A 26232-nucleotide genomic window follows, 5' to 3' on the forward strand; every position below is an offset into this window, starting at 1 on the left:
GGGTGTCGCGGTCAGGCGGCGGCGGAGCGGCGACGCATCAGCTGCAGCGCGAGGCCGATCAGCAGGGCGGGGATGCCGACGATGAAGCCGATGAGCGGCACCGTGCTGCTGATCAGGTTCAGCGCGCTGGAGTTGGACTTCGCGTCGTCGGCGTTGCCGGCGATCTGGTCGTCGGTGAACCCGTAGTCGAGGATCAGGAACGGGTTGCCCTCGTCGTCGATCCGCTCCTGGTGCTCGAACTGGTTCACGATCGCGCCCGTGGTCGGGTCGATCCAGATCTCGCGGTCGGTGGAGTAGGTGCCCTGGACGCCGTCCGTCACCTCGATCGGCGCGTCGGCGACCTCGATCTTGTAGACGTAGGTCTCCAGGCCGTCGACGTCCTCGGTGCGGTCGTAGCTCGCGTCGACCGCCTCACCGGCGAAGCCGTCCCAGTACTTGTAGGTCTTCTTCTCCGCCTCGAAGGGCCACTTGTTGATCAGGCCCTCCTTGTCCTCCGCGCTCGGCGGGAGGTACTTCGGGTCGTCGACGGCCTCTGCGGTGCGGCGGTCGGTCGCGAAGTTGTCGGTGCTCGCCGAGAGCAGGCGCTCCTGCGGGTCGCTGGCGCTGACGCACTCGTCGATGCCACCCTCGTCCTTGACCAGGCAGCTGGAGTTCTGGAAGACGATGACGTCGGAGTCCGAACGGTCGGAGTCGGCGCGGGTCACGCTGAAGGCCTTGATCGGGAACTCGTTGGTGCCACCGGTGCCGTCGGAGAGCTGGGCGGTGCCGTCGAGCAGCGTGAGGCTGTCGGTGTCGAGAGGCGTCTTCATCAGACGACCGGGAGCCCAGAACTGAGCCAGGATCGCCAGGGTGACCAAGAATCCACCCAGCACCGTCAATCCGATGCCGAAGCCCTTACGCATAGCGATTTTCCTCCCGGTCGCCCTCAAAGTCGGGGCGACTCTAGCAGCGAAGTGACTGTTCGGTAGCCAATCGACGCGGGGAAGTTTTGCGTCGTCTGATACGACCACGACCGCCCGGGTTAGGGTTCCCGCCATGTCTGCAACCTCTCTCGGAGCCGGTAGCGCCGCGCCCGTGGGCGATGTCGCGACGAGCGGGATGAACACCTCGCGACGAGTGGCCCTGATCGACGGCATCCGGGGCGTCGCGATCGTCCTCGTCGTGCTCTCCCACGGCTGGGTGATCTGGCCGATCGAGCGGATCGACGAGACCGCCTGGATCCGGCCGCTCTTCCGCAGCGGCAACTTCGCCGTCACCGTCTTCCTGGTCGCCGCGGGCTACCTCGCCTACGTCTCGCTCGCCTCCCGCGGGCTCGAGCACACCCGCCCCGGAGTCACCTTCGTCCGGCGTGTCCTGCGCGTGGGCCCCTCGCTCTGGCTGCTGCTCGCGGCCGTGCTCGTCGTCTCGACCCTCGACAGCACCGACAAGACGGCCTCCGAGGACAACGTCGACTCGGTCTGGCACGTGCTGACCTACACGTGGAACTGGTACGTCCAGGGCAACCTGCTCACCTCACGCCCCGACTTCGGCCACCTCTGGTACCTCTCGGTCGACATGCAGGCCTTCGTCGTCATGGCCGCCGTCCTCTACATGATGCGACGCCGCCCCGTCGGCGTCCTGTTCGTGCTCGGCGGGCTGCTGCTCCTCCTCACCTGGTGGCGCTTCCACGTCACCGACACCGAGTTCGTGTTCCAGGTCCTGGTGCGCACGACCGCCCGGATGGACCCGTTCGTGGTCGGCGTGATGCTCGGCGCGGCGCTCCCCCTCGTACGACGCCTCGACGTGCCGCAGTGGGCCGTGCGCTGGACCGCGACGGCGACCCTCGTCGCACTGGTGCCGCTCGCCTACTACTGCTCGCGCGACGAGCGCTTCCTCGCGTGGGGGGTCACCCTGCTCGAGCTCGACCTGGCGCTGCTCTTCGGTGCCACCGCGCTCCTCACCGTCGCCCCGCGACCCGTGACCGTGATGAGCGCCCGCCCGCTGGCCTTCCTGGGCCGGCACTCGCTGCTCCTCTACATCTGGCACTACCCCGTGTTCACGTTCCTCTCGCGCCACACAGAGGACTGGGCCTGGGTCCCCCGCACCGTCGTGGCACTTGTGCTCACCGTGCTGATCTCGCTGCTCGCCCACCGCCTCGTGGAGCGTCGGGCCACCGAGCTGCTGCGCCACCCGGCGTGGGCCGAGGCCGACGGCGGCCTGCTGCCGCTCGTCAGGGGCCGTGCTCTGTCGGTGTGGACCGCGGCCCGGCAGCAGGTGACCCGGGCATGACCTCCTCGACGACCGAGCGGGCCGCCACCGGCCGACGGGCGGCGACGCCCGCCTCGCCACTCGACCGCGCGCGGGGGCACGTGCGCCGGCTCGACCTGGCCACCTACCTGCTCCTCGCCGCCTGCGTGCTCTACGGCGCCTACCTCGTGTGGCTCAGCAGCGACGCGTGGTTCTGGGGCGACGACTGGACCTTCCTGTTCCACAAGGGCACCATCCCGGGCGAGACCCAGGGCACGCTGATGGATGCCTACAACGGGCACTGGTCTCTGGCCCACGGACTCACCTACCGCGTGCTCTTCGACCTCTTCGGGATGAAGACGTACCTCCCGTGGCTGATCGTGCTGATCGGCTTCCACGTCGCGATCGTCCTCGCCGTGCACGTCCTCCTGCGACGCACCGGGTGCCCGCGGTCGGTCGCGCTCGGCACCGCCCTGGCGATCCTGTTCACCGGCGTCGCGCCCGAGATGCTGGTGTACGACGCTGCGATGTCGCACTCCGGCGCGCTCGCGTTCGGGCTGGCGGGCATCGTCGTGGTCGTGGTGACGGATGCGGCCCGCCGTGGCCTCGTCCTGGCCGCGGTGCTCCTCTCGGTGGCGCTGATGTTCTCCGCGACCGGCATCTCGACCGTGGTGCTGGCAGCCGTCTTCGTCTCCGTCCACTGGTCGGTCTCGGCGGGCCTGCGGGTGGCCGGTCCCCCTGCCGCGGTCTTCGTGGCCTGGTTCGCGGTCTGGGGACGTTCGGGCGCCGGCGGCGCCGACCGGACCTTCGGCAACCTCGCCGACGTGCCCAACTACGTCTGGGACGGGCTGACCAAGGTCTTCGGCAGCGCGGTCGGCGTGCCCGGCGTCGGCCCGGTGGTCTTCGCTGCGCTGATCCTTAACCTGCTCACCGACCGCGAGGGTCGTCCCGCCCTGCGGACCCTGGCGTGGTCGGGCCTGGCAGCGGCAACCGCGCAGCTGGTGCTCGAGGGCGTCGGCCGGCTCAACATCGGCGACATCGACAACTCGCCCGCGCGCTACGCCTACTTCAGCCTGGTGCTGCTCAGCCCGGCGCTCGCGCTGGGCGTGGCCCGGCTGATGCGGGCCACCGTCGAGCCGCGCTGGCTGCCCGTCGCGGGGATCTCGCTCGCTCTCGTGGGCTACGCCGTCCACGGCGTCAGCCAGGTCCGCGACTTCTCCGAGGGCTACTCCTTCGGCTCGAAGGCGTGGCTCGGCCGGTTCCACGGGATGATGGCCAGTGCCGACGCGGACCAGCGCCAGATCACCACGAGCTACGACGACTTCGTCAACGTCGGCATCACGCAGGACCTCATCGCCCGGCCTGAGGTGCGCGAGGTGCTGCCTGCGGGCGAGGCCAGCATGCACGACCGCCTGACCGCGGAGACGATGTTCAACGTCGGCGTCGGCACGCAGGAGTACGACCTCTTCAACCCCGCGTACATCGACCTCGCCTTCGGCTGGAACCGCAAGATCCGCAAGCTTCCCGGGTGCGCCACCTACACCGCGACGGTGCCCAACCCGATGCTCCAGGTCGCCACGCTCGACGGGATCGAGATCGGCGTGAACAGCGGCGCGACCGAGATCACCACCCGGCTGGTGCGCGACGACGTCGTGGGCGACGGCCGCATCTGGCAGGTGGCCGGCGGCGACTCGATCCACATCGCCTCGACCGCGAAGGACGCCCTGCTCCAGGTCAGCTTCAACGCGCCCGGTGAGTACGTCATCTGCAAGCAGTGACGCCCTCGCACCACGGACGACGAACGGCCCCCGAGCAGCGCTCGGGGGCCGTTGGCGTCAGCGGTGGCTACTTCTTGCGCCGCAGCCGGTCCACGGAGTGGAGCACCTTGTGGGCGAGCTCGTCGGAGATGCCGAGGCGCCGCTTGACCCGGTCGTAGACGTCGAGCACCGTCCGGTCCGCGGCGATCGCGGCCTTCTTCGCCCGGGTCTCCTCGGGGCGCGCCTGGTAGTTGGTCGACTTGCGGACCGGCGCCGCCTCCTCGGTGAAGTAGTACATCGCCAGCGAGCGTCGCGCCATGTCCGGCGGGCAGGTCAGGCCGTCGGGGTGGCCGTGGAAGGAGTCGTCGGAGGTCGTGAAGACCAGCATCCGGTTGCCGGCCGGGGTGACCCTGCCCTGGCAGGCGGTCATCTTCTGGTCCCAGAGCTCGAGCTTGCCGCCCCAGTCGTCGTGCCACTCCTCGTTGAGGTAGAGCAGGATGTTCACCCGGCGCGCCCAGTTCTCGTGGGTGTGGTGGGTGGTGAAGTCGGCGTGGATGTTGAGGTGGCCGCCGCGCAGCGTCTGGTGCAGGCCGCCGCCGTCCATCGTGTAGTCCGGGATCAGGTTCGCGATGCCCGTGAGCTCCTCGAGGTAGGCCACGAACTCCGGGGAGCAGAACTCCTGGGCGATCGCCTGCAGGCTCGGTGCCCAGGTGTCGGGGTAGACGTTGCAGTACTTGGTCTCGTTGACGTGGAGGTAGCCCTTCCAGAACTCGTCCTTGATCCCCGGGAAGTCACGCACGGCGGCGGCGAACGCCTCGGTGTGCAGCACGTCGTCGAGCACGATGTGGGGGAACGGCTGGGCGGTGCGGTAGGCCTCGGTCGATGCGGCGAGGTCAGCGTTCAGGCGCGTCTGGTCGACGAGCTTCAGGGCAGTCTCCATGGCGCGCATCATGCCACCTGAGGTGACCCTCAGACGCGGCTTGCCGCAGAATTCAGGACGGCCTTCACGACGTTCGGACGCAAAGGCTACTGGCGGGTTACACTCGCCCGGTTCTCCTGTCGGTGACGAGGGTCACCCGCGCGTGAGGACGGCACTTGGAGGGAGAGCCGTGCAGTCGATCGAGGTGCCCGCGGGGCCGTCCACCGGACGTCACGTCCCGCGCGTGGGCGTGCTCGTCGTGGCGTACAACGCCGCTTCCACGCTGGAGAAGACGCTCAACCGGCTTCCGGAGTCGTTCCTCGACTCCGTCGACCACGTGATGGTCTGCGACGACGCGAGCATCGACGACACCTACGAGATCGGCATGCGGTTCCGCGACTCCGCGCGCTTCCCGATCACCGTGGTCAAGCACGAGCGCAACCTCGGCTACGGCGGCAACCAGAAGGTCGGCTACCGCTGGGCGCTCGAGCACGGGCTCGACGTCGTCGTGCTGCTGCACGGTGACGGCCAGTACGCCCCCGAGTGCATCGAGGACCTCGTCGCCCCGCTGGTCAGCGGTGACGCCGACGCCGTCTTCGGCTCGCGGATGCTCGACAAGGGCGGCGCCCGGGCCGGCGGGATGCCCGCCTACAAGTACGTCGGCAACAAGATCCTCACGCGCTTCCAGAACACCCTCACCGGCCAGCGGCTCTCCGAGTGGCACTCGGGCTACCGCGCCTACCGCACCGACGCGCTCGCCGACCTCGACCTGGCGTCGTACAGCGACGACTTCGACTTCGACACCGAGATCATCCTCGGCCTGATCCGCGCGAGGAAGCGGATCGTCGAGGTCCCGATCCCGACCTACTACGGCGACGAGATCTGCTACGTCAACGGCGTGAAGTACGCCCGCGACGTCGCCGGCGACGTGGTCCGCCACTGGGCCACCGAGCACGGCTTCGGCGGCGGCGTCCAGTCGTTGGAGTCCGACGAGTACGCCCTCAAGGACGTCTACGGCTCCCACGCCGTGCTGCTGGAGTGGCTCGGCCGCCACGAGCCCGGCCGGGTCCTCGACGCCGGCTGCTACGACGGCCGCTTCGCCCAGCGCGCCCGGGTGCTCGGCCACCACGTCACCGGCCTGGACCGGCAGAAGCACGAAGGCGTCGCCGACCGGGTCGACGAGTTCATCGAGGCCGACCTGAACCTGCCGCTCCCCCACGGCCTCGACGCCCAGTACGACGTCGTAGTCGCCGGCGACATCCTCGAGCACGTCGTCGAGCCGCACCTGCTGCTCTCCGACCTCGCGTCGAAGGTGCGCCCCGGCGGCGAGCTGCTCGTCTCGGTGCCCAACTTCGGCCACTGGTACCCCCGCGGCCGCATCGCGGTCGGCAAGTTCGACTACGACCAGCGCGGGCCGCTGGACCGGGGCCACATCCGGTTCTTCACCCGTGACATGATCGAGCGGCTCCTCGCCGACTGCGGCCTCAGCGTGCTCGAGACCCGCATCGTCGGCACCCCGTTCAACACCTTCGCCGACTCCACCCAGGACAACCTGGGCGGTCGCGTGGTCAAGCGCATCGAGCGGACGGACCGTGGTCTGGTCCGCGCCTGGCCGCGACTGTTCGGCTATCAGTTCCTTTACCGGCTGGAAGTGGCGTGACCTCGACTGTCCTGACCCGCACGACCACCGACTCCGTCCCGGCCTACGCCGACCGTCAGGCCCGCATCCGCTTCATCGCCACCGCCGCCGGCCTGCTCGTCGGCGGCCTCGGCTACTTCCTGACGCTGCTGAACTACTCGACCGACATCGGTCGTACGGCGCTGGGCGGCGGCTACTTCTCCAACTTCTTCGACGACCAGGCGCGCGCGATCCTCGACGGCCACCTCGACATGGACCCGCAGTCGCTGGCCATCGAGGGCTTCGTCCACGACGGGAAGACCTTCACCTACTTCCCGCCGTTCCCCGCGCTGTTGCGGCTGCCGGTCCTGATGACCACCCACGAGTTCGACTACCAGCTCACCCTGCTGTCGATGGCGGTCGCCTGGATCGTGCTCGCGGTCATGGCCACCAAGCTCATCTGGCTGCTGCTCGACCACCTCGTCGAGGGTGACCTGACCTGGCGCTCGGGCACGCTCGCCGGGATCTTCGTCGCGGGCGCCACCGGTGGCACCTTCCTCACCTACGACGCCAGCCTCCCGTGGGTCTACCACGAGGTCTACACGTGGGCCGTGGCCGCCGCGGTCGGCGGCCTCTACTGGATGGTGCGCACCTGCCTGGCCCCGTCGACCCACACGGTCTTCTGGCTCGCGGTCTTCGCGCTCGTCACCGTGGGATGCCGTACGACGGAGGGCTGGGCGATCTGCCTCGGCGCGATCGGCCTCGGCCTGCTCGTGCGGTTCCGTCCGTTCTCCGCCGAGCACCGCCGCCTGTGGTGGCGCATCCTGCTGGCCGGTGTCGGTCCGCTCTGCGCCTCGATCGCGCTCAATCTCTACAAGTTCGACGCGATCTACATGTTCCCGCTCAAGGACCAGGTCTGGACGCAGGTCAACCAGCACCGGCAGGACGCGCTCGCCGCGAACGACGGCACGCTGAGCGGACCGCAGTTCTTCACCACCTCGTTCATGGCCTACCTGCGCCCGGACGGGATCCGGTTCACGGACTACTTCCCGTGGATCACGCTGCCGGCGCAGCCGGCCAAGGCCTACAACGGCGCGTTCGTGGACCAGGCCTACCGCACCGGCAGCGTCACTGGCTTCATGTGGATCTTCATGCTCCTGATGGTGCTCGCCGTGGTCGTCGCCTTCTGGCCCCGGCTGGATCCCGTCGCCGCCCGGCTCCGGGTCCCGCTCGTCGCGAGCGTGCTCTGCACCGGTGGCGTGATGACCTACGGCTACTACTCCACGCGCTACTCCAGCGACTTCGTGCCCGCGATGGTCCTCGGCGGGGCCATCGGCACCGCGCTGCTGGCCCGCTTCGTCTCCCGCCGTCGCCGCTGGACCGTCCCCGTGACCGGACTCCTCGCCTTCGGCATGGTCTTCGCCGTGCTCGCGCAGATGGCGATCGGGCTGTTCATGGCCGCCTCGCTGCACCGAGGTGAGGCGCTCCAGCGCTACGTCGCCTGGCAGGCCGACCTGTCGCCCGGCGCACAGAGCAGGCTCATCAGCCACGTCGACGGCCTGCCCGAGGGGGGACACACCGACGACCTGGCCATCCGCGGCGACTGTGAGGCGCTCTACCTCCACACCGGCGACCAGTACGAGCCCTGGGTGCCCGTCGAGGAGCGCGACCGCGTCTGGCGGTTCCAGGTCACCGGCGACCTCGCCCCGGGCAAGGTCAAGATCCTCGACATCTCTGGCGCCCAGGACCAGTCCGTGTGGCTCGACGTGCGCGAGGACCGGCTCGTCCGGCCGATCCTCTACAAGGGCGACGAGGCCGTGCGGGGCGAGCTGTTCGAGATCCCGACCGACGGCCAGTTCGCGCTCGGCATCCGCAACCTCCTCGACGTGGGCTTCTTCCGCCTCGAGACGTCCCCCGGCGGCGCCTTCGGCTACACCGAGTCGGTCTACTTCAACGACGACTGGGACTCCCTGCCCTCCCTCGCCGAGGACGCCTACACCGACCAGGAGCTGGCCGACCACGGACTCAGCGTGACGCCGGAGCTCGGACTGCCGATCCCGCTGTGCGAGCGCCTCGCCGAGCAGGCCGGGCTGGCGCTCGGCACGAGCTGACGTGCGCGTCGCCTTCCTCTCCTGGCGGGACACGACCCACCCGGACGGCGGCGGCTCGGAGGTGTTCGTCGAGTCCGTCGGCCGTGAGCTGGCCGCCCGCGGCCACCAGGTCACGCTGCTCTGTGCCCGGCACCCCGGGTCGGCGCGGCGGGAGGAGCGCGACGGCGTACTGCTGCGGCGGGTGGGTGGTCGACTGACCGTCTACCTCTGGGGGCTGGCGTGGCTGGTCCGGCACCGGCGCGACGTCGACGTGGTCGTCGACGTGGTCAACGGTCTCCCGTTCGCCTCCCCGCTCGTACGACGCCACGGCGTGGTCGCCCTGGTCCACCACGTCCATGCCGAGCAGTGGCGGATCATCTACCCCGGCCTCGCCGGACGGATCGGCTGGTTCGTCGAGAGCCGCCTCGTGCCGCTCCTCTACCGCCGGCGCCCGTTCCTCACGGTGTCCGACTCGTCCGCCCGCGACCTCGCCGCGATCGGCATCGCCCCCGCAGCCATCACGGTGGTGCGCAACGGGCTCTCCGCCGCTCCGCCCGAGGTTGTGCCCGCCGAGGCGGCCACGCCCCGTCTGGTGGTGCTGTCGCGGCTCGTTCCGCACAAGCAGATCGAGCACGCGTTCGCGGTGCTGCGTCGGCTCGAGGACGACCTCCTCGGCCTGCACCTCGACGTCGTCGGCGAGGGGTGGTGGCACGCCGAGCTGGTCGCGGCCGCAGCCGCTGAGGGAGTGACCGACCGGGTGACGTTCCACGGGCACGTCAGCGATGCCAGGCGCGACGAGCTGGTCGGGCGGGCCTGGCTGATGGTCATGCCCTCGGTCAAGGAGGGCTGGTGCCTGGCGATCACCGAGTCGGGCGCCCAAGGCACGCCGAGCGTCGCGTACGCCAGCGCCGGCGGCGTGACCGAGTCGATCCACGACGGCCGGACCGGCCGCCTGGTCGGCGACCTCGACGAGATGGTCGAGGCCGTGCGCGAGCTCCTGCACGACGAGACGCGACGCCGCGCCATGGGTGCAGCGGCCCGTGACCTGGCGGCCTCCCTCACGTGGGAGGCGTGCGCCATCAGGGCCGAGCGCGTGCTCCGGGAGGCCGGAGCAGCAGGAGATCAGTCGCCGTAGACGAGGATCTGCTGGCTGGCGGGGTTCTTGTCCGGGCCGGCGGTCTGGCTGAAGACCACCGTGACGATGAGGCCGGCAGCGACCAGGGCGCCGATCAGCGCGGGAAGGGCGGTCGCGGTGAAGACGCCGATAAACGACGAACCGCCGGCGCTACCGGTGGGTCCCGTGGTGCTCACTGATGTCTCCCTCTGACGAAGTTACCGAGCGTTAGGTTACATGAACTGACGGTCCGCGTCCCGTTCTCGACGAGCGGGATTCCGTGTCGCTCGGGACGCCGCCAGTCGGGCGCCGAGCGCCCCGCACGCGGTCAGGAGCGCGAGCAGGTGTGCCGCCCACACCGCCGCCCGCCGCGCGGCGGAGTCCGGTGCGGGCCGCGCCTCGGCGCCCGGCACCCGGTAGACCTCGACGTACTGCTCCGACAGGACCGGCTCCAGGCCCGCGAGGTCGAGCTGCGCGGCCTCCCGGTCGTCGGGGTAGACCACGACCCAGGTCACGCCGAGGTCCGGCAGGGTCTGCGCCGGCGGCCCCTCCTCGAGCGCTCGCCCGATGTCGGCCGCAAGGGTGCTCTCACCGGGCACCAGCACCGCGCCGACCTGGAGGGAGTCGCTGGTGACCACGTCCGCGTCGAACATCCGGACCGCCGGGTCGGACGAGGTCATCCCCCGGTGGCCCCAGGCGAAGGCGCGATAGGCGCGCCACGGCAGGGTCACGACGACACCCTCCGCGCCGGACAGCACCTCGGCAGCCCGCTCGAGGTCGTCGGGGAAGGCAACCGGCTCGACGGTGGGCCACGTCTCGGTCGTGGCGTCGGGTACGAGCACGACCGGGACGAGCACGAGCACGAAGACGGCCAGGGGTCGCGCGTCCGTCCCGGGCACCGCGCGGACCGCGGCGGCCACGCAGGCGCCGAACGCGGCTGCCGCGAGGATGACGACCGGGGCCAGCAGCTTCTGGGTGTCGCGCAGCAGCCCGGCGCCGGGAACGGTGTCGACGAGGCGGACCATGAGCTCGGCGCCGGGTGACGTGGCCGCGAGCAGCGCCGTGCCACCGAGCAGCACGGACAGCACCACCCACCGGACCGTGTCTCCGGTCCCCCACGCCCGTCGCAACAGCACCACCCCGGCGACGAGGACGGCGACCACGACGACAGCGGCCACGAGGGCCAGCCAGGTCGTCCGCGTGGCCGGCTCGGAGCCGGCGTCCCAGATCCCACCGAGGCCGAGCAGCGCGACCACCGGACCGTAGGGGGACTCCGTGTCCGGGGCGAACACGGCCACGCCGGAGACATCGGAGACCTGTCCGCCGGGACCGGTGAGCGCGGCCACGACCCACGGCGCCTGCAGGGCGAGGCCAGCGACGAGCACTGCAGCCGTACGTCCCAGGCGGGGCGCGCACCCGACGAGCAGCCCGGCGATGGCGAGCAGTCCCCCCGTCGGCGTCAACGACGCCAGGGCGGACCAGGCGACGGCCGCGGCGAGGTCGACGCGGCGACCGTCCCGCCGGAAGCGCATCGCGGCGGACACCAGCCACGGCAGCGCTGCCACCCCGAGCAGCAACGCCCACTGCCCGAGGGCGAGGCGCTCGACGACGTACGCGTTCCAGACCGCGAATCCCGACCCGGCGAGCTGGGCGGTGCGGCCCAGGGGCGCGACGAGCGACGACACGCCCCACCCCAGCACGGCGAGCACGAGCGGCAGCACGATCCGGGCGAGCACTCCCCCGTCGACGACGTGCGTCAGCGCGGCGACCACGGAGTCGAGCGGCACCGCGCGGGGGGCGACGTCACCGAGGCCCCAGGTGGCGTCGGTGAAGGGTTGGCGCGGCACGAAGACCAGGTCACGCGCGAGCGGGTGGCCGGGCCGGACCATCAGCGGGGCCAGCAGCACCAGGGCCAGCGCGGGCGGCCACAGCAGCACGGCCCAGTCCTGCCACGTGCGTGCCTGTCGAGAAGGGGTGGGCCGAGTGCTCAACTTCCCTGCCGGCGCCACCGGGCCAGCCTATGCTGTGCCGGATCGCCGCAGCCCCCATTCGACGAGGACGTCCGTGCCTGACCAGACCGAGCCGATCCTCGCCTTCGAGGACGCCTGGCGCCTGGCCGACCGCGTCGACGGCTGGCTCACCGAGGCGCAGGCGCGCGACCTGTACGACGCCGCCCGCGCGATCGCGCCGGGTCGGGTCGTCGAGATCGGGAGCCACCTCGGCCGCTCGACCATCGTGCTGGCCGCGAGCGGCGCCGCCGTCACGGCGGTCGACCCGTTCCCGGACGACTGGAAGTACGGGCGGGCGGACACCGAGCAGCGCTTCCGTGCGCACCTGGCCGGGGCCGGCCTCGGCGATCGCGTCGACCTGCACGTCGCCACCAGCCGACAGGCCCGCGAGTCCTGGTCGGGCGAGGCGCGGCTGCTCTACGTGGACGGCAAGCACGACCTGTGGTCGTGCCGCGACGACCTGCTCTGGAGCGGCTTCCTCCGCACCGGTGACACGGTCCTCGTCCACGACGCCTTCTCCTCACTCGGCGTCACGCTCGCCGTGCTGCGCGACGCGTCCACGGGCAACCGCCACCGCTACGTCGGCCGCACAGGATCGCTGGCGCGCTTCGAGGTCGGTCGCCCGCGGGTCGCCGACCGGCTGCGGGTGGGACGCGAGCTGCCGTGGTTCGTCCGCAACCTCGTGGTCAAGGTGCTGCTGCGCGTGCGTGCGCGCTCGCTGGCGCGCCTGCTGGGCCACACCGACACCGCCGATCCCTACTGAGGGTGGGCCGACGTGAACCTAGGATGCGGGGCGTGACGACCCCGGGCAGCGTGCGCACCCGGCGCACCTTCGACGGCAGCGCGGTCGCTGTGGCCACCAGCGTGATGAACGTGGCGACCTACGGCTTCACCATGCTCGCCGCCCGGCTCATCGGCCCCAGCCAGTACGGCGCCTTCGTCGCGTGCCTGAGCCTGCTGATCGTCGTCCAGGTGGTCGCCCTCGGTCTGCAGGCCACCGCCGCCCGACGGATCGCGGTCGACCAGGCCAACGTCGGCGCGATCGAGCACGCCATCCTCGCCCTGACCACCAAGGTCTCCCTGGCCGTCGGGCTGGTGCTCTGCCTGCTCATCCCCGCGATCAACGCGCTGCTGAACCTCGACAGCCTGGTCACCGCCGCGGTCGTCGCGGTGTCCGCGGTGCCGCTCACCCTGGCCGGCGGCCAGGCGGGCATCCTCCAGGGCGAGCGCCGCTGGGGCGCCCTCGCGGTCTTCTACCTCGCCGGGGGGATCCCCCGGCTGGTCGTCGGCACCGCGGTGATCCTCTGGCGTCCCGACGCCACCAGCGCGATCCTCTCGGTCGGCATCGGCTACCTCTTCCCGCTGGCCGTCGGGTGGTGGGCCCTGCGTCATCGTCGTACCCCTGAGGGGGCGACGCCGGAGCACTCCGCCCGCGCGATGCTGCTGGAGAGCGCCCACAACGCCCAGGTGCTCTTCGCCTACTTCGCCCTCTCCAGCGTCGACATCGTCCTCGCCCGCCAGGTGCTCGACGAGCACGACGCCGGGCTCTACGCCGCGGGCCTGATCATGGCGAAGGTGATGCTGTTCCTCCCCCAGTTCGTCGTGGTGATCGCCTTCCCCGACATGGCCACGCCCGACAGCCGGCGCCGCGCCCTGGTGCGCAGCCTGGTCGCGGTCGCGGTCCTGGGCGGGATCGCCGTCGTCGCTGCCGAGGTGCTCTCAGGCGTGGCGATGGTGTTCGTCGGCGGGTCGGACTTCGGTGAGGTCGAACCTCTGCTGTGGGTCTTCGCCCTCCTCGGCACAGTCCTGGCGATGCTGCAGCTCCAGGTGTACGCCGTCCTCGCCCGGCAGGGCCGTCGGTCGGTGCTCCTGGTCTGGGCGGCGCTCGTGGCACTGGTGGTGCTGGGCTCCCGGATCGACACCCTCGACGGGCTCGTCGCGGTGGTGGTCGGCGTCGACGCCGCGCTGCTCGTCGTGCTGACCGCCGCCAGCCTCAGGATCGCCCGGCAGGCACCTGCCGCCCCGCTCGCCGCAGACCCGGTGGCCTGACGCGCCGCACGGCGCCCCTCAGTGCGCGGCGTCGTGCCAGCTGCGGCCCGTGCCGACCGAGACGTCGAGCGGGACCAGCAGGTCGGCGGCTCCGCCCATCTCGGTGCGGACGAGCGCGGCCAGGTCGTCGTGCTCCCCCGGTGCGACCTCGAACACCAGCTCGTCGTGGACCTGGAGCAGCATCCGGGACCTCAGCCCCTGCTCGGTGAGCGCCCGCTCGACACCGAGCATCGCGACCTTGACCAGGTCGGCGGCCGAACCCTGGATGGGCGCGTTGAGCGCCATCCGCTCCGCGGTCTCGCGCCGCTGGCGGTTGTCGCTGGTGAGGTCGGGGAGGTAGCGCCGACGGCCGAGGATGGTCTCGGTGAAGCTCGAGCGACGTGCCTCGTCGACGATGCCGCCGAGGTAGTCGCGCACGCCCCCGAAGGTCTCGAAGTACTCGTCCATGAGGCCGCGAGCCTCGGAGGTGTCGATGCGCAGCTGCTGGGAGAGCCCGAACGCGGACAGGCCGTAGGCGAGGCCGTAGTTCATCGCCTTGATCTTGGCGCGCTGCTCGACGCTGACGTCGGCCGCGTCGACGCCGAACACCCGGGCGGCGGTGATCGAGTGGAAGTCCTGGCCGGACTTGAACGCCCCGATGAGGAGGGCGTCCTCGGAGAGGTGCGCCATGATCCGCATCTCGACCTGGCTGTAGTCGGCCGTCAGCAGCGACTCGTAGCCCTCGCCGACCACGAAGCCCTCGCGGATGCGGCGACCCGCCTCGGTGCGGATCGGGATGTTCTGGAGGTTGGGGTCGGTGCTGGAGAGCCGTCCGGTCGCGGCGATGATCTGGTTGTAGGTCGTGTGGATCCTGCCGTCGGAGGCCACCGTCTTGAGCAGGCCCTCGACCGTCTGCCGCAGGCGGATCACGTCGCGGTGGCGCAGCAGGTGCTGGAGGAACGGGTGCTCGGTCTTCTCGAAGAGCTGCTGCAGCGCGTCGGCGTCGGTCGTGTAGCCGGTCTTGGTGCGCTTGGTCTTCGGCATGTCGAGCTCCTCGAAGAGCACGACCTGGAGCTGCTTGGGCGAGCCGAGGTTGATCTCCTTGCCGATGACGTCGTAGGCGTCGTTGGCAGCGGTGCGGACCTGGTCGCCGAACTCGGACTCCAGACCCTCGAGGTAGTCGGTATCGACCGCGATGCCGGCCTGCTCCATCCGCACGAGCGTGCCGATGAGCGGGAGCTCGACCTCGCGCAGCAGGCGGGTGCCGCCGTGCTCCTCGACGGCGCCGTCGAGCGCGTCTGCGAGGTCGAGGACGGCCCGCGCGGTGAGCATCGCCGTGTCGCTCGCGGAGGTGTCGTCCATCGCGTCGAAGCTGAGCTGGTCGGCGTCGGCGGTGTCCTGGCGCAGCTCGCGCTTGAGGTAGCGCAGCGTCAGGTCGGCCAGGTCGTAGGAGCGCTGGTCGGGCTGGACGAGGTAGGCCGCCAGGGCGGTGTCCACCTCGAGCCCGGCGAGCTGCCAGCCCCGGGCGGCGAGGGCCAGGCTCGGGCCGTTGGCGTCGTGGATCGCCTTCGGGCGACCCGCGTCGGCGAGCCAGGCCGCGACGGCGGCGTCGTCGTCGGGGCCGAGGTCGGCGCAGTCGATCCAGGCGGCCTCGCCGGAGCCGGTGGCGACGGCGACCGACTGCACGTCACCCGTGCCGGCCCGCCAGGTGCCGCCGACGGCGACGCCCACGCGGCGGCCCTCGGGCGCGTGCTCCTCGAGCCATGCCGCGACCTCGCCCGCGGCGAGCCGCTTCCCGTCGAGCTCGAAGCCGGACTCTGCCTCGACCACCTCGGCCGGGTCGGGGTCGATCGTGTCGAGGAGACGGCCGCGCAGCTCGCCACGGAACTCGAGCTCGTCGAGGAGCTCGAGGCCCACGGTGCGGTCCCAGGGGCGGCGCTCGAGGTCACCGGGCGCCATCGGCAGGGTGAGGTCGCGCACCAGCGCGTTGAGCTGGCGGTTGCGGATGACGTCGCCGAGGTGCTCGCGCAGCGCCTCGCCCTTCTTGCCGGTGATCTCGTCGGCGCGGGCGATGACGTTGTCGAGGCCGTCGAACTGGTTGATCCACCGTGCGGCGAAGCCCGGCCCGACGCCGGGCACTCCGGGCAGGTTGTCGGACGTCTCGCCGACGATCGCGGCGAGCTCGGGATAGCGGTGGGGCGGGACGCCGTACTTCTCCTCGACGGCTGCCGGGGTGAGGCGGGCGAGGTTGCTCACGCCCTGCATCGGGTAGAGCACGGTCGAGTCGTCGGTCACCAGCTGGATGGAGTCGCGGTCGCCGGTGAGGATCAGCACCTCCATCCCGGCGGCCAGCGCCTCGGTGACAAGGGTGGCGATGATGTCGTCTGCCTCGTAGCCGGCGAGGTCGAGGTGCTGGATGGAGAGCGCGTCGAGCATGCGCCGGATCAGCGGCAGCTGGCTGCTGAACTCGTCGGGCGTCTTGTTGCGCTTGGCCTTGTAGTCGGAGTACTGCTCGAGGCGGAAGGTCTGGCGCGACTTGTCGAAGGCCACCGCCACGTGGGTCGGCACCTCGTCACGGAGCACGTTGACCAGCATCGAGGTGAAGCCGTAGACCGCGTTGGTGTGCTGGCCGGTCGCCGTCGCGAAGTTCTCGACGGGAAGCGCGAAGAAGGCCCGATAGGCCAGGGAGTGACCGTCCAGGAGCAGGAGGCGGGGGCGCACGGTCTCACTCGTCTCAGGCACGTCCGCGACTCTAGTCGTCGCCACCGACAGCCGTGGCGGGGGTGAGCACGAGCGCCGTCGGGGCGTTCCGACACAATGACCGCATGAGCGAGACCCCCCAGTCCCTGGCCGACCTGAGCATCGAGGAGTTCCTGGCCTACATGCCCCAGGGCATGGGACGGCTCAACGAGAAGATGGGCATCGAGCTCGTCGAGATCTCCGCGGAGCGGATCGTCGGCACCATGCCCGTCGAGGGCAACACCCAGCCGTTCGGGCTGCTCCACGGAGGAGCGAGCGTGGTGCTGGCGGAGACCCTCGGCTCGATCGGGTCGGCGATCCACGCCTATCCCGCCAAGGTGGCCGTCGGCGTCGACATCAACGCCACCCACCACCGCGCCGCGACCTCGGGCACAGTCACCGGCGTCGCCACGGCCGTCCACCTCGGGAGGTCCTCGACGTCCTACGAGGTGGTGCTCACCGACGAGCGCGGCAAGCGGGTGTGCACCTCGCGCATCACGTGCGCGCTGGTGGAGATGCCCCGGGGCTGATCCGGGTCGGGCTCAGCCCGGGACGCGCTCGCGGCGCACCCGGCGGGCGGCCAGCACCCGGTCGATCCGCTGCCGGCTGGTGGCGGCCTGGGTGACCTGTCGCGACTTCGGCAGCCGCGCTCGTACGGCGCTGGTGGTGGCTGCGCGCAGCATCGCCTGCGGGGCGAAGGACAGGCGTGCCATGAACCGGTTGGCGTCGCGTGCCTCCGCCGCGGCGGCGGTCTGGACATGGGTGATGCCGTGCTGGTCGGCGAACCGGCACGCCACCTCCATCAGCGCGCTGCCCACACCCTTGCGACGGAACTGCGGGAACACGTGCGGAGAGACGGCGAGGACCGCCGGCTCGAGGTTGAGCGGGGTGAAGGTCGTCGCCTCGAGGTAGACGGCTCCGGCCACCTCGCCGTCGACCTCCGCCACGGCCACGCACTGGTCCTCCCGCTCCTGCGCGGTCGCGACCACGCGGGCCACGTCGGCCAGCTGCTCGTCGAGGCCGCCCTTGCGGAGGATGTCGCTCCACAGCTCACGCAGCGAAGGAACGTCCGTCGGCTCTGCAGCACGAACGGTCACCGGCGTCCGACTCATCGACCCACCCATTTCCAGTTGCACCCACAGTGGCCCCCTGCCGACCCATTTGCGGCACCACCACACCGGGCGAAACCCTACCGCCCGGCCCCTCTCTCACGCCATGCCGGATCAGGCTACGCCGAGGTAGGCCTCTCGCACCGAGGGATCGTCAAGAAGCTCCGTACCGGTGCCGGTCTTGACGATCTTCCCCGTCTCCAGGACGTAGGCCCGGTCGCTGCGCGAGAGCGCCTGCTTGGCGTTCTGCTCGACGACCAGGATCGTGGTGCCCTGCTGCGAGATCTCGGTGATGATGTCGAAGATCTGCTGGATCAGCATCGGCGCCAGGCCCATCGACGGCTCGTCGAGCATGAGCAGCTTGGGCCGCGACATGAGCGCGCGACCGATCGCCAGCATCTGCTGCTCACCGCCGGACATGGTGCCCGCGACCTGCTTCTTGCGCTCGAGGAGACGCGGGAAGAGTCCGAACACCCGGTCGTAGTCCTCGTCGATGGCCGCCTTGTCCTTGCGGGTGTAGGCGCCCATGTTGAGGTTCTCGGTGACCGTCATGCCGGGGAAGATCCCTCGGCCCTCGGGGCAGAGCACGAGGCCCTTGCGCAGCCGCTGGTCGGCACGCAGCTTGGTCACGTCCTCGCCGTCGAACACCACCGTGCCCGAGGCCAGGCCACGCACGCCGGACAGCGCACGCATGGTCGAGGTCTTCCCGGCGCCGTTGGCGCCGATCAGCGAGACGACCTCGCCCTCGTTGACCTGCACGCTGATGCCGTGGAGGGCCTGGATCTTGCCGTAGTTGAGGACGGCTTCGTTCAGCTCAAGCAGCATCGTCGGGCTCTCCCAGGTAGGCGGCGATGACCTTCGGGTTGCGGGCGACTTCCTCGGGAGTGCCCTCGGCGATCTTCTGGCCGAACTCGAGCACCACGATGCGGTCGGTCACGCCGAGGACCAGCTTCATGTCGTGCTCGATGACCAGGACCGTGTGCCCCAGGTCGCGGATGCGGCGGATGAGGTCCATGAGGTCCTCCTTCTCCGCCGGGTTGAAACCGGCTGCCGGCTCGTCGAGGCACAGCAGTTGCGGCTCGGTGGCGAGCGCACGCGCGATCTCGAGGCGTCGCTGGTAGCCGTAGGGCAGGTTGCGGGACAACTCGTGCGCGCGGTCGGCGATGCCGACGAACTTCAGCAGCTCCATGCTGCGCTCACGTCCGCCGCGCTCCTCCAGGGTGTGGCGGCTGATGCCGAACACCTTGGCGAAGCTGCGCCTCAGCGGGTTCTCCGGGAGCTGGTGCTCCTCGGGGCGGATCCGGTAGGCGCGGAACAGCGCGCCGAGCACGCTCGTCTTGTGGCGGGCGTCGCACCCGACCATGACGTTCTCCAGGGCAGACATCTCCGGGAAGAGACGGATGTTCTGGAACGTGCGCGCGATGCCGAGCTGGTTGATCTTGTGCGGCTTGCTGCCGCTGATCGCCTTGCCGTTGAAGCGCACCTCACCCGACGTGGGCGTGTAGACGCCGGTCATCACGTTGAAGCAGGTGGTCTTGCCGGCGCCGTTGGGCCCGATCAGGCCGAGGATCTCGCCCCGCTTGATCGAGAAGTCGACGTCGTTGAGCGCGACCACACCACCGAAGCGGAGCGTGACGTGGTCGATCTCCAGGAGCGTCTCCCCCTCCTGGCCGACGTCCATGCTGAGCAGGTCGTGGTCGGAGGTGTCAGGCGCCACCGTGGTCTCGGTCGCCTTGTCGGCGGCGGTCGCGGTGACCTTGTCGTCGTCAGGCATCAGCTGCAGCCTCCTCGGCTTCGACCTTGCGGTCGGCGAATTCTCGGGCCCTTCGTCTGCTCGGCACCAAGCCCTGCGGGCGCAGGATCATCACCGCGACGAGGGCGACGCCGAAGGCGAACGGGCGCCACTCCTGGAACTCGCGGAACCGCTCCGGCAGGTAGGTGAGCAGGAAGGCGCCGATCAGCACGCCCAGGATGTTGCCCGAGCCGCCGATGACCACCATGGCCACGAACAGGAACGACAGGTTGAGCATGAAGCCGTTGGGCTCGACGTACTGCTGCTTGCTGCCGAACAGCAGCCCGGCCATGCCGCCCAGCGAGGCGCCGATGGCGAAGGCCCACAGCTTGTACTTGAACGCGGCCACACCCATGATCGCGGCAGCATCCTCGTCCTCGCGGATCGCGAGCCAGGCGCGGCCGACGCGACTGTTCTCGAGCCGCCGGGCCAGCCAGATGATGATGATCAGCACGACCAGGGCCAGCCAGTACCAGCGCTCCGGCTCGGAGACGTTGAAGAACGGGCGTCCGTCGATCTCCGGGCCGGGTGGCACCGGCACGTTGGTGATGCCGGCAGCACCGTTGGTGACGTTGTCGAGGTTGCGGGCGCAGATGCGGATGATCTCGCCGAAGCCCATGGTCACGATGGCGAGGTAGTCGCCACGCAGCCGCAGGGTCGGCGCACCCAGGATGACGCCGGCGATGAGTGCCATCGCGATGGCGATCGGGACGCAGATCGCGAACGGGACCGCCCACTCTTCCGAGAGGCCGAACTTCGACTGGATGGCCTCGACGACCGGCGACGACGTCGAGCCGAACAGCGCCACGGAGTAGGCGCCGAGCGCGTAGAAGCCGACGTAGCCCAGGTCGAGCAGGCCGGCCAGGCCGATCACGACATTGAGGCCGACCGCGACGATCATGTAGACGACCACGAGGAACAGCACGCTCGCCCAGTCGGTGCCGGTGGCCGACAGGTCGGTCCGGATGTAGGCGAAGGGCAGGATGTTGAGGTACGGCAGGTAGAACGCGAAGGCGACCACGAGCAGCATGCCGAGGGCACGGGCCCAGGTCGGTACGCCGTCGAGCCGGTCGCGCAGCCGGTTCGTGTGCTGGGTGATGATCGTCATGCGCGCGCCTTTCCGAGGGACTCACCGAGCAAGCCGGTGGGCCGGAACATCAGCACGAGCACCAGCACCACGAAGGCCGTGACGTCGGCCCAGCTGGAGTCCCAGATCGTCGAGGCGTAGACCTCGACGACGCCGAGCACCAGGCCGCCGATGAGGGCGCCGCGCAGGTTGCCGATACCGCCGAGCACCGCGGCGGTGAACGCCTTGACGCCGATGATGAAGCCGATGTCGAACTTCGTGCTGTCGTACTGGATCGTGAACAGCAGCGCGGCCACACCGGCCATCGCGCCACCGAGGACGAAGACCAGCATGATCACGCGGTCCTGGTTGACACCCATCAGGGACGCGGTGTCGGGGTCCTGCGCCACGGCGCGGACACCGCGGCCGAGGCGGCTCTTGTTCACGAAGAAGTCGAGCGCGACCATCATCGCGATGGCGCCGAAGATGATGATCAGCCGGGTGTTGGTGATCGCGAGGTCGAGGCCCGGGATGGTGAAGACGGTCTTGGTCGGCAGCACGGCCGGCACGTTGACCAGCACGCGGCCGAACGGCGGGCCGAAGAAGACGCGGAGCACCTGGCCGAAGGTCTCGACGAGGACCATCGAGCAGCCGATGCCGGTGATCAGGAAGATGAGGGGCGGAGCGCCCTTCTTGCGGAGCGGTCGGTAGGCGATCCGCTCGACGGCGAGGGCTGTTCCTGCCGAGGCCAGCATGGCTGCCAGCAGGGCCAGCAACGTGGCCCCGATGATCATGCCGAGGCCCTGGCCGGCGGTGGCACCGATGACGGTGTAGGTCCCGAGCGTCGCCCAGGTGCCCACCATGAACACCTCGGAGTGCGCGAAGTTGATCAGCTTCATCACGCCGTACACCATCGTGTAACCGAGCGCGACGAGCGCGTAGATGGATCCGCGGGTGATGCCGTCAAGTGTGTGACGGTCCAACCCGTTGATCAGGGCATCGAAGTCCACTCAGGGCCCTCCTGGATTGCGGCCCGGTCAGGGCCATGGATCGGGGGCGGCCGGGCACAAGGCCCGACCACCCCCGTTGTGCATGGTCAATCCGTGAGGATCAGCTGGCGGGGCTGACCTCGACGTCGGGGACGAGCGTGCCGCCCTCGTTCTTGTAGGCCCAGTAGGAGACCTTGTCCTTCGGAACGTCGCCGTTCTCGTCGAAGGAGATCTCCTTGCTGAGGCCGTCGCCGGTGTAGCCGTCGACGAAGGACTCGACGTCCTCGCGGGTGCGAGCACCGTCGTCGAGCGCGGCGAGGAAGACGCTCATCGCGTCGAAGCCCTCAGCGGCGTACGCACCCGGAGCCGAGCCGAACTCGTCCTGGTAGTCGGCAGCGAAGGTGCTGTCCTCCTCGATCGGCGCGCAGGGGCACATCACGATGGCGCCCTCGCCGGCGTCGCCGACGGCGTTGCCGAAGTCGGAGCCGTAGAGACCGTCACCACCGATGAACGGGGCCTTGATGCCGGCGTCGCGCATCTGCTTGAGCAGCGGCGCGGCCTCGGCGATGTAACCACCGTAGAAGACGGCGTCGGGCTTGGCCGACTCCATCTTGGAGATGGTCGGGGCGAAGTCGGTCTGGCCGACCTGCGTCTTGTCACGCTGCACCATCGCGTCGCCGAGAGTCTCCTCGACGCGGTCGGCCAGGGGCTCGCCGTAGGCCTCGGAGTTGTCGACGACGAAGACCTTGCTCGCGCCGAGCTCGTCGGTGAGGTACTGGGCGATGGCCGCGCCCTGGTAGTCGTCGTAGGGGACGATGCGGTGGAAGACCGGCGACGGGTCGTCCTGGGTGAGGTCGGTCGCGGTGGCGGACTGGCTGATCATGGTCACGCCGGCGTCGCCGTAGATGGCCTTGGTCGCGCGGGTCTCACCGGAGAACGCGCCACCGATGACACCGATGAACGAGTCGTCACCGGCGATCTGGGTCGCGACCGGGGTCGCCTTGGCCGGGTCGCCCTCGGTGTCGAACTTCTCGATGGTGACGTCGCAGTCCTCGTTGTCCCACTGCTTCAGCGCCAGCTCGGCGCCGTCGACGGACGGGAGGACGATGCTGGCGTTCGCGCCGGACAGCGCGCCCATCACACCGATCTTGAAGCTGCAGTCGTCGCCCGAAGCGTCGCCCCCACCGGTGTCGGTCGTGCCACACGCGGTGAGCGCCAGACCGGCAACTGCCGACAACGCGACAGCCTGCCACGTCCTGGATGAGCGGATCATGGATCCCTCCGTAGTTCTATGGGCTGTCCACCTCGGCAGCCTCGTGCGGGGAACCTAACACCATGAATGTGGCGCGGGACACGATTGCACGCCGGGTTTTGATGGCCGTTGCCGTTTCGTGACCAAGCGGTCTGTACCGGAAACAGAACCGAAACCTGCGGTGTCATCAACGGTTTCCGCGGTGCCGCCATCGGTTCGCCGCGAGATCTGCTGCGAGGCGCGCACTGGGCGCCACCAGGTGGTGGCGGCTCAGGCGCCGTCGCCCTGGCCGAGGCCGGCCACTCCGTGCTCGACCACGCCGTCCGCCACCTGCCGCATCGACAGGCGCAGGTCCATGGCGGTCTTCTGGATCCAGCGGAACGCGTCGGGCTCACTCAGCCCGAGCTTCTCCTGCAGCACGCTCTTGGCGCGGTCGACGGACTTCCGGGTCGCCAACGACTCCTGGAGGTCGGAGACCTCGCGCTCGAGCACGGTGATCTCGGCGTACCTGCTGACCGCCATCTCGATCGCCGGCACCAGGTCGCCGCGCTGGAACGGCTTGACGAGGTACGCCATCGCCCCGGCGTCGCGCGCCCGCGCGACCAGGTCGCGCTGCGAGAAGGCGGTGAGGATGACGACCGGCGCGATCCGCTCGGAGGCGATCACCTCGGCGGCCGCGATCCCGTCGAGGACCGGCATCTTCACGTCGAGGATGACCAGGTCGGGCCGCAGGTCACGGGCCAGCTCGATCGCCTTCTGGCCGTCGCCGGCCTGGCCGACGACCTCGTAGCCCTCCTCGCCCAGCATCTCGGCGAGGTCCATCCGGATCAGCGCCTCGTCCTCGGCGATCACCACACGTCGTACGCCGTCGGGAGCGGTGCTGGAGTCGACCGGGTCGGGGGCAGGCTGCGTCACGACGGTAAGGCTAGTCGGGTACGGTTTCCCCGCGTTTCGGGCCCCGGTAGCCCAACGGCAGAGGCGATGCTCTCAAACAGCATTCAGTGTGAGTTCGAATCTCACCCGGGGCACTGTCGGAGGGCTCCTCCACGCTGACGACATGTACCTACCAGCGGACCGGGCTCGGGCTCTCACGCTCCTCAGCGAAGGTGCCGCTCTGTCGTCCGCGAGCAGGGCGACAGGAATCGCCCGCTCCACTATTCGCGCCTGGTCGCGAGATCCGGACTCACTGGCGAGCCAGTGCTGTCGCTGCGCCGGGGCGTGCCCGGTTCGAGGTGGCGACTACGCAACCCTCCTCGGGTTTTACCTGGGCGACGGCTGCATCTCGCGCCATCAGTCGCACACCACACTGAGGGTCTCGTGCGATCCGGCATGGCCGAGCGTGATTCATGACGTCGACCGACTCATCACCTCAGTTCATCCGGCAGGCCGCGCTACCCACGTGCGTGCGCCGGGAACGCTGGTCGTGCAGAACACCTGGAAGCACTGGCCGTGTCTGTTCCCGCAGCACGGCTCTGGACGCAAGCACGAGCGCAGCATCGTCCTCGAGCCCTGGCAGGAGGAGGTCGTGCGGGCGTTCCCGGCCGGCTTCCTGCGTGGCCTCTTCCACTCGGACGGTGCGCGCGTGAATAACTGGGCCACCCGGGTGGTCGCCGGCGAGAAGCGTCGCTACGACTACCCGCGCTGGCAGTTCTCCAACCGGTCCGAGGACATCCTCGTGCTGTGCGGCTGGGCACTGGACCTGGCCGAGGTCGAGTGGCGACGGTCGGGTCCATGGACCGTGTCGGTCTCGCGGCGAGCTGCCGTCGGCAGGCTCGACGCCCTGATCGGACCGAAGGCGTAGCCCGCGCCGGCCAGGGGGGCCGGCGCGGGCCTGCGGTCAGGCGGAGGCGGCCGCAGCTGGGGCGTCGTACTGGAACTGCGCGACCAGGCCCTGGAGGCGCTGGGCCATCCGGGAGAGCTCCTCGGCCGCCGAGCTGGTGCTGCCGGCGGCCGCCTGGGTGTCCGAGGCGGTGCGGGCGACGCCGGTGATGTTCTCGGCGATGTCGGTGGAGCCGACGGCGGCGTCGGCGACCGAGCGGGTCATCTCCTGGGTCGTGGCGGTCTGCTCCTCGACGGCGGAGGCGATCACGTTCTGGGTGTCGCTGATCTGGGCGATGATCTGGGCGATCTCGGAGATGGCCGTGACGGCCTCCTGGGTGTCCGCCTGGATGGCCCGGATGCGCTGGTCGATGTCGCCGGTCGCCTTGCTGGTCTCCTGCGCGAGCTCCTTGACCTCGTTGGCCACGACCGCGAAGCCCTTGCCGAACTCGCCGGCACGGGCGGCCTCGATGGTGGCGTTGAGGGCCAACAGGTTGGTCTGCTCGGAGATCGAGCTGATCACCTTGACCACGTTGCCGACCTGCGTCGACGACTCGCCGAGCTTGGCGACGGTCGCGGTGGTCGACTCGGCCGCCACGACGGCGCGCGCGGCCACACCCGCGGCGTTGCTGGCGTTGACGGCGATCTCGCGGATGGAGGCACCCATCTGCTCGGTCGCCGCGGCGACGGTCTGCACGTTGCTCGACACCTGGCCGGCCGCGGACGACACGAGCGCCGCCTGCGCGGACGAGTCCGACGCGGAGCTGGTCATCTGGCCCGACACGGCGGACAGCTCCTCCGAGGCGCCGGCCAGCTGGATCGCGGTGCCGGCGATCTCCGACATGGCGCCGCCGAGGTTGGAGACGGCGCTGTTGAGGGCGGTCGCCAGCTGGCCGATCTCGTCCCCTCGGTCGTCCTCGAGCCGCTGGTCGAGGTGTCCCGCCGCGACAGCCTGGAGCACGGCAACGGCGCGCGCCAGCGGTCGGGTGATCGACCGGGTGACCGAGACGACCACGGCGGTGCCGGCGAGCACGACCAGCACGAGGCCGGCGTAGACCATCAGGTGACCGTTGCGCGAGACCACGGCGAGGTCGGCCCGGAGGGCCTTGTCGCGGGCCTCGAGGGAGTCACCGAACGCGCTCATGTCGTCGTACACCGCGGTCCAGGCCTCGCCCGCGGAGCCGCCGTTGATGCTGTTCATGATCTGGGGCATGGCGTCGAGGCCCTTGGCCTGGAGTCGCTCGACGACCCAGTCGTCCTCGGCGAAGAGCTGCTGGAAGTTCGCCTCGGTGCTGGCGAGGAGGTCCTTCTGCTCCCCCGTCAGACCGGTCGTGTCGACGTCGGCGAACATCGCCTCGATGGCGTCCTTGCTCTTCAGGTAGCCCTCGCGGTTGTAGCCGTCGGAGGACAGCGCCGCCTCGACGCCGAAGGCCGTGGCGTCGGCGAGGTAAAGGCCCTGCCAGCCGGTGATGTCGTTGATGTTGATCAGCATCAGGTCGGCGAGGGCTCGGTGCGAGGCGACCTCCTCGAGCTGGTCACGCATCCCGTCGGCCTTGCTCTGGGCCGAGAGGCCCAGGAAGGCGGCGAGGCCGACGAGTAGGCCGCAGGCCGCGAAGGCAGCCGTGAGACGTACCCCGATCCTCAGGTCACGCAGGGCAGGGCGGTTCGACGTCTTCAACTGTTCTCCGAGTGGCTCGCGGCGCCGT

22 protein-coding genes and 1 tRNA gene are annotated in these 26232 nt (G+C 70.1%); 10 read left to right on the forward strand and 13 right to left on the reverse strand.

Annotated elements, in window-relative coordinates; all coding sequences use genetic code 11:
* Positions 1-11: 11 nt before the first annotated feature.
* Positions 12-1136 (reverse strand): DUF3068 domain-containing protein, encoded by a 1125-nt coding sequence (locus J2X46_RS17660; protein ID WP_310252868.1) that lies wholly within the window; start codon positions 1134-1136, stop codon positions 12-14.
* Between J2X46_RS17660 and J2X46_RS17665 the strand changes: the two genes are divergently transcribed.
* Together J2X46_RS17665 and J2X46_RS17670 are read left to right on the forward strand one after the other, a co-directional pair.
* Positions 1036-2268: an acyltransferase gene (locus J2X46_RS17665; RefSeq protein ID WP_310252869.1), complete on the forward strand. Its 1233-nt coding sequence runs from the start codon at positions 1036-1038 to the stop codon at positions 2266-2268. The genes J2X46_RS17660 and J2X46_RS17665 overlap by 101 nt on opposite strands.
* Positions 2265-4004 carry a hypothetical protein gene (locus J2X46_RS17670; protein ID WP_310252871.1) on the forward strand — a complete coding sequence of 580 codons (1740 nt, stop codon included), beginning with the start codon at positions 2265-2267 and terminating at the stop codon, positions 4002-4004. The genes J2X46_RS17665 and J2X46_RS17670 overlap by 4 nt, the downstream gene beginning before the upstream one ends.
* 67 nt (positions 4005-4071) lie before the next feature.
* Here J2X46_RS17670 and J2X46_RS17675 read toward each other — a convergent pair whose 3' ends face one another.
* A complete protein-coding gene (locus J2X46_RS17675) occupies positions 4072-4923 on the reverse strand; it encodes a 2OG-Fe(II) oxygenase (RefSeq protein ID WP_310252873.1) in 852 nt (283 codons plus the stop codon).
* Positions 4924-5092: 169 nt separating this feature from the next.
* Here J2X46_RS17675 and J2X46_RS17680 point away from each other — a divergent pair, with 169 nt between their 5' ends.
* The 3 genes from J2X46_RS17680 to J2X46_RS17690 are packed head-to-tail and all read left to right on the forward strand — an operon-like array spanning position 5093 to position 9745.
* Positions 5093-6562, forward strand: a complete 1470-nt coding sequence (locus J2X46_RS17680; RefSeq protein WP_310252875.1) for a bifunctional glycosyltransferase/class I SAM-dependent methyltransferase — start codon at positions 5093-5095, stop codon at positions 6560-6562.
* On the forward strand, positions 6559-8631 hold the full coding sequence (locus J2X46_RS17685; RefSeq protein WP_310252876.1) for a hypothetical protein: 2073 nt from the start codon (positions 6559-6561) through the stop codon (positions 8629-8631). The genes J2X46_RS17680 and J2X46_RS17685 overlap by 4 nt, the downstream gene beginning before the upstream one ends.
* 1 nt (position 8632) lies before the next feature.
* Positions 8633-9745, forward strand: a complete 1113-nt coding sequence (locus J2X46_RS17690; RefSeq protein ID WP_310252878.1) for a glycosyltransferase family 4 protein — start codon at positions 8633-8635, stop codon at positions 9743-9745.
* Here J2X46_RS17690 and J2X46_RS17695 read toward each other — a convergent pair.
* Positions 9733-9921 carry a hypothetical protein gene (locus J2X46_RS17695; protein WP_310252879.1) on the reverse strand — a complete coding sequence of 63 codons (189 nt, stop codon included), beginning with the start codon at positions 9919-9921 and terminating at the stop codon, positions 9733-9735. The genes J2X46_RS17690 and J2X46_RS17695 overlap by 13 nt on opposite strands.
* A 36-nt stretch (positions 9922-9957) precedes the next feature.
* Complete coding sequence (locus J2X46_RS17700) at positions 9958-11661, reverse strand: hypothetical protein (protein WP_310252881.1); 1704 nt, start codon at positions 11659-11661, stop codon at positions 9958-9960.
* 127 nt (positions 11662-11788) lie between these two features.
* On the opposite strand from J2X46_RS17700, the gene J2X46_RS17705 reads away from it, so the two are divergent.
* Both J2X46_RS17705 and J2X46_RS17710 read left to right on the forward strand, forming a co-directional pair.
* Positions 11789-12496 carry a class I SAM-dependent methyltransferase gene (locus J2X46_RS17705; protein ID WP_310252882.1) on the forward strand — a complete coding sequence of 236 codons (708 nt, stop codon included), beginning with the start codon at positions 11789-11791 and terminating at the stop codon, positions 12494-12496.
* Positions 12497-12519: 23 nt separating this feature from the next.
* Complete coding sequence (locus J2X46_RS17710; RefSeq protein ID WP_397214998.1) at positions 12520-13782, forward strand: lipopolysaccharide biosynthesis protein; 1263 nt, start codon at positions 12520-12522, stop codon at positions 13780-13782.
* A gap of 18 nt (positions 13783-13800) precedes the next feature.
* On the opposite strand, the gene polA is transcribed toward J2X46_RS17710, so the two are convergent.
* Entirely contained in the window at positions 13801-16503 is a 2703-nt protein-coding gene (gene polA, locus J2X46_RS17715; protein ID WP_310252886.1) for a DNA polymerase I, read from the reverse strand.
* Positions 16504-16586: 83 nt separating this feature from the next.
* Between polA and J2X46_RS17720 the strand changes: the two genes are divergently transcribed.
* Positions 16587-17030 (forward strand): hotdog fold thioesterase, encoded by a 444-nt coding sequence (locus J2X46_RS17720; protein ID WP_310252888.1) that lies wholly within the window; start codon positions 16587-16589, stop codon positions 17028-17030.
* A 12-nt stretch (positions 17031-17042) separates the two neighbouring features.
* Here the strand turns inward: J2X46_RS17720 and J2X46_RS17725 are convergent, their stop codons facing one another.
* The 7 genes from J2X46_RS17725 to J2X46_RS17755 form a co-directional block, all read right to left on the reverse strand.
* On the reverse strand, positions 17043-17612 hold the full coding sequence (locus J2X46_RS17725; protein WP_310252889.1) for a GNAT family N-acetyltransferase: 570 nt from the start codon (positions 17610-17612) through the stop codon (positions 17043-17045).
* A 111-nt stretch (positions 17613-17723) separates the two neighbouring features.
* A complete protein-coding gene (locus tag J2X46_RS17730) occupies positions 17724-18434 on the reverse strand; it encodes an ABC transporter ATP-binding protein (protein WP_310252891.1) in 711 nt (236 codons plus the stop codon).
* The gene (locus J2X46_RS17735; protein ID WP_310252893.1) at positions 18424-19383 is read right to left on the reverse strand and encodes an ABC transporter ATP-binding protein; all 960 of its coding nucleotides are present in this window, start codon (positions 19381-19383) and stop codon (positions 18424-18426) included. The genes J2X46_RS17730 and J2X46_RS17735 overlap by 11 nt, the downstream gene beginning before the upstream one ends.
* A complete protein-coding gene (locus J2X46_RS17740; protein ID WP_310252895.1) occupies positions 19376-20509 on the reverse strand; it encodes a branched-chain amino acid ABC transporter permease in 1134 nt (377 codons plus the stop codon). The genes J2X46_RS17735 and J2X46_RS17740 overlap by 8 nt, the downstream gene beginning before the upstream one ends.
* A complete protein-coding gene (locus tag J2X46_RS17745) occupies positions 20506-21477 on the reverse strand; it encodes a branched-chain amino acid ABC transporter permease (RefSeq protein WP_310252897.1) in 972 nt (323 codons plus the stop codon). Before J2X46_RS17745 ends, J2X46_RS17740 begins: the two co-directional genes overlap by 4 nt.
* A gap of 100 nt (positions 21478-21577) precedes the next feature.
* Positions 21578-22693: a branched-chain amino acid ABC transporter substrate-binding protein gene (locus J2X46_RS17750; protein WP_310252899.1), complete on the reverse strand. Its 1116-nt coding sequence runs from the start codon at positions 22691-22693 to the stop codon at positions 21578-21580.
* 285 nt (positions 22694-22978) lie between these two features.
* Entirely contained in the window at positions 22979-23623 is a 645-nt protein-coding gene (locus J2X46_RS17755; protein ID WP_310252901.1) for a response regulator, read from the reverse strand.
* Between the two features lie 40 nt (positions 23624-23663).
* On the opposite strand from J2X46_RS17755, the gene J2X46_RS17760 reads away from it, so the two are divergent.
* Both J2X46_RS17760 and J2X46_RS17765 read left to right on the forward strand, forming a co-directional pair.
* A tRNA-Leu gene (locus tag J2X46_RS17760) sits at positions 23664-23736 on the forward strand.
* Positions 23737-24107: 371 nt separating this feature from the next.
* Complete coding sequence (locus J2X46_RS17765; protein WP_310252903.1) at positions 24108-24509, forward strand: hypothetical protein; 402 nt, start codon at positions 24108-24110, stop codon at positions 24507-24509.
* 36 nt (positions 24510-24545) lie between these two features.
* Here the strand turns inward: J2X46_RS17765 and J2X46_RS17770 are convergent, their stop codons facing one another.
* Complete coding sequence (locus J2X46_RS17770) at positions 24546-26204, reverse strand: methyl-accepting chemotaxis protein (protein WP_310252904.1); 1659 nt, start codon at positions 26202-26204, stop codon at positions 24546-24548.
* Positions 26205-26232 lie beyond the last annotated feature (28 nt).

It is taken from the genome of Nocardioides sp. BE266 (genome assembly GCF_031457855.1).
Taxonomy (GTDB): domain Bacteria; phylum Actinomycetota; class Actinomycetes; order Propionibacteriales; family Nocardioidaceae; genus Nocardioides.

Bases quoted from the DNA above. Each gene is read 5' to 3' on its own strand.
- J2X46_RS17665 (WP_310252869.1), top strand. From the start codon at position 1,036: ATGTCTGCAACCTCTCTCGGAGCCGGTAGCGCCGCGCCCGTGGGCGAT.
- J2X46_RS17660 (WP_310252868.1), bottom strand. From the start codon at position 1,136: ATGCCGTCGATCAGGGCCACTCGTCGCGAGGTGTTCATCCCGCTCGTC.
- J2X46_RS17670 (WP_310252871.1), top strand. From the start codon at position 2,265: ATGACCTCCTCGACGACCGAGCGGGCCGCCACCGGCCGACGGGCGGCG.
- J2X46_RS17675 (WP_310252873.1), bottom strand. From the start codon at position 4,923: ATGGAGACTGCCCTGAAGCTCGTCGACCAGACGCGCCTGAACGCTGAC.
- J2X46_RS17710 (WP_397214998.1), top strand. From the start codon at position 12,520: ATGCGGGGCGTGACGACCCCGGGCAGCGTGCGCACCCGGCGCACCTTC.
- J2X46_RS17720 (WP_310252888.1), top strand. From the start codon at position 16,587: ATGAGCGAGACCCCCCAGTCCCTGGCCGACCTGAGCATCGAGGAGTTC.
- J2X46_RS17725 (WP_310252889.1), bottom strand. From the start codon at position 17,612: ATGAGTCGGACGCCGGTGACCGTTCGTGCTGCAGAGCCGACGGACGTT.
- J2X46_RS17730 (WP_310252891.1), bottom strand. From the start codon at position 18,434: ATGCTGCTTGAGCTGAACGAAGCCGTCCTCAACTACGGCAAGATCCAG.
- J2X46_RS17735 (WP_310252893.1), bottom strand. From the start codon at position 19,383: ATGCCTGACGACGACAAGGTCACCGCGACCGCCGCCGACAAGGCGACC.
- J2X46_RS17740 (WP_310252895.1), bottom strand. From the start codon at position 20,509: ATGACGATCATCACCCAGCACACGAACCGGCTGCGCGACCGGCTCGAC.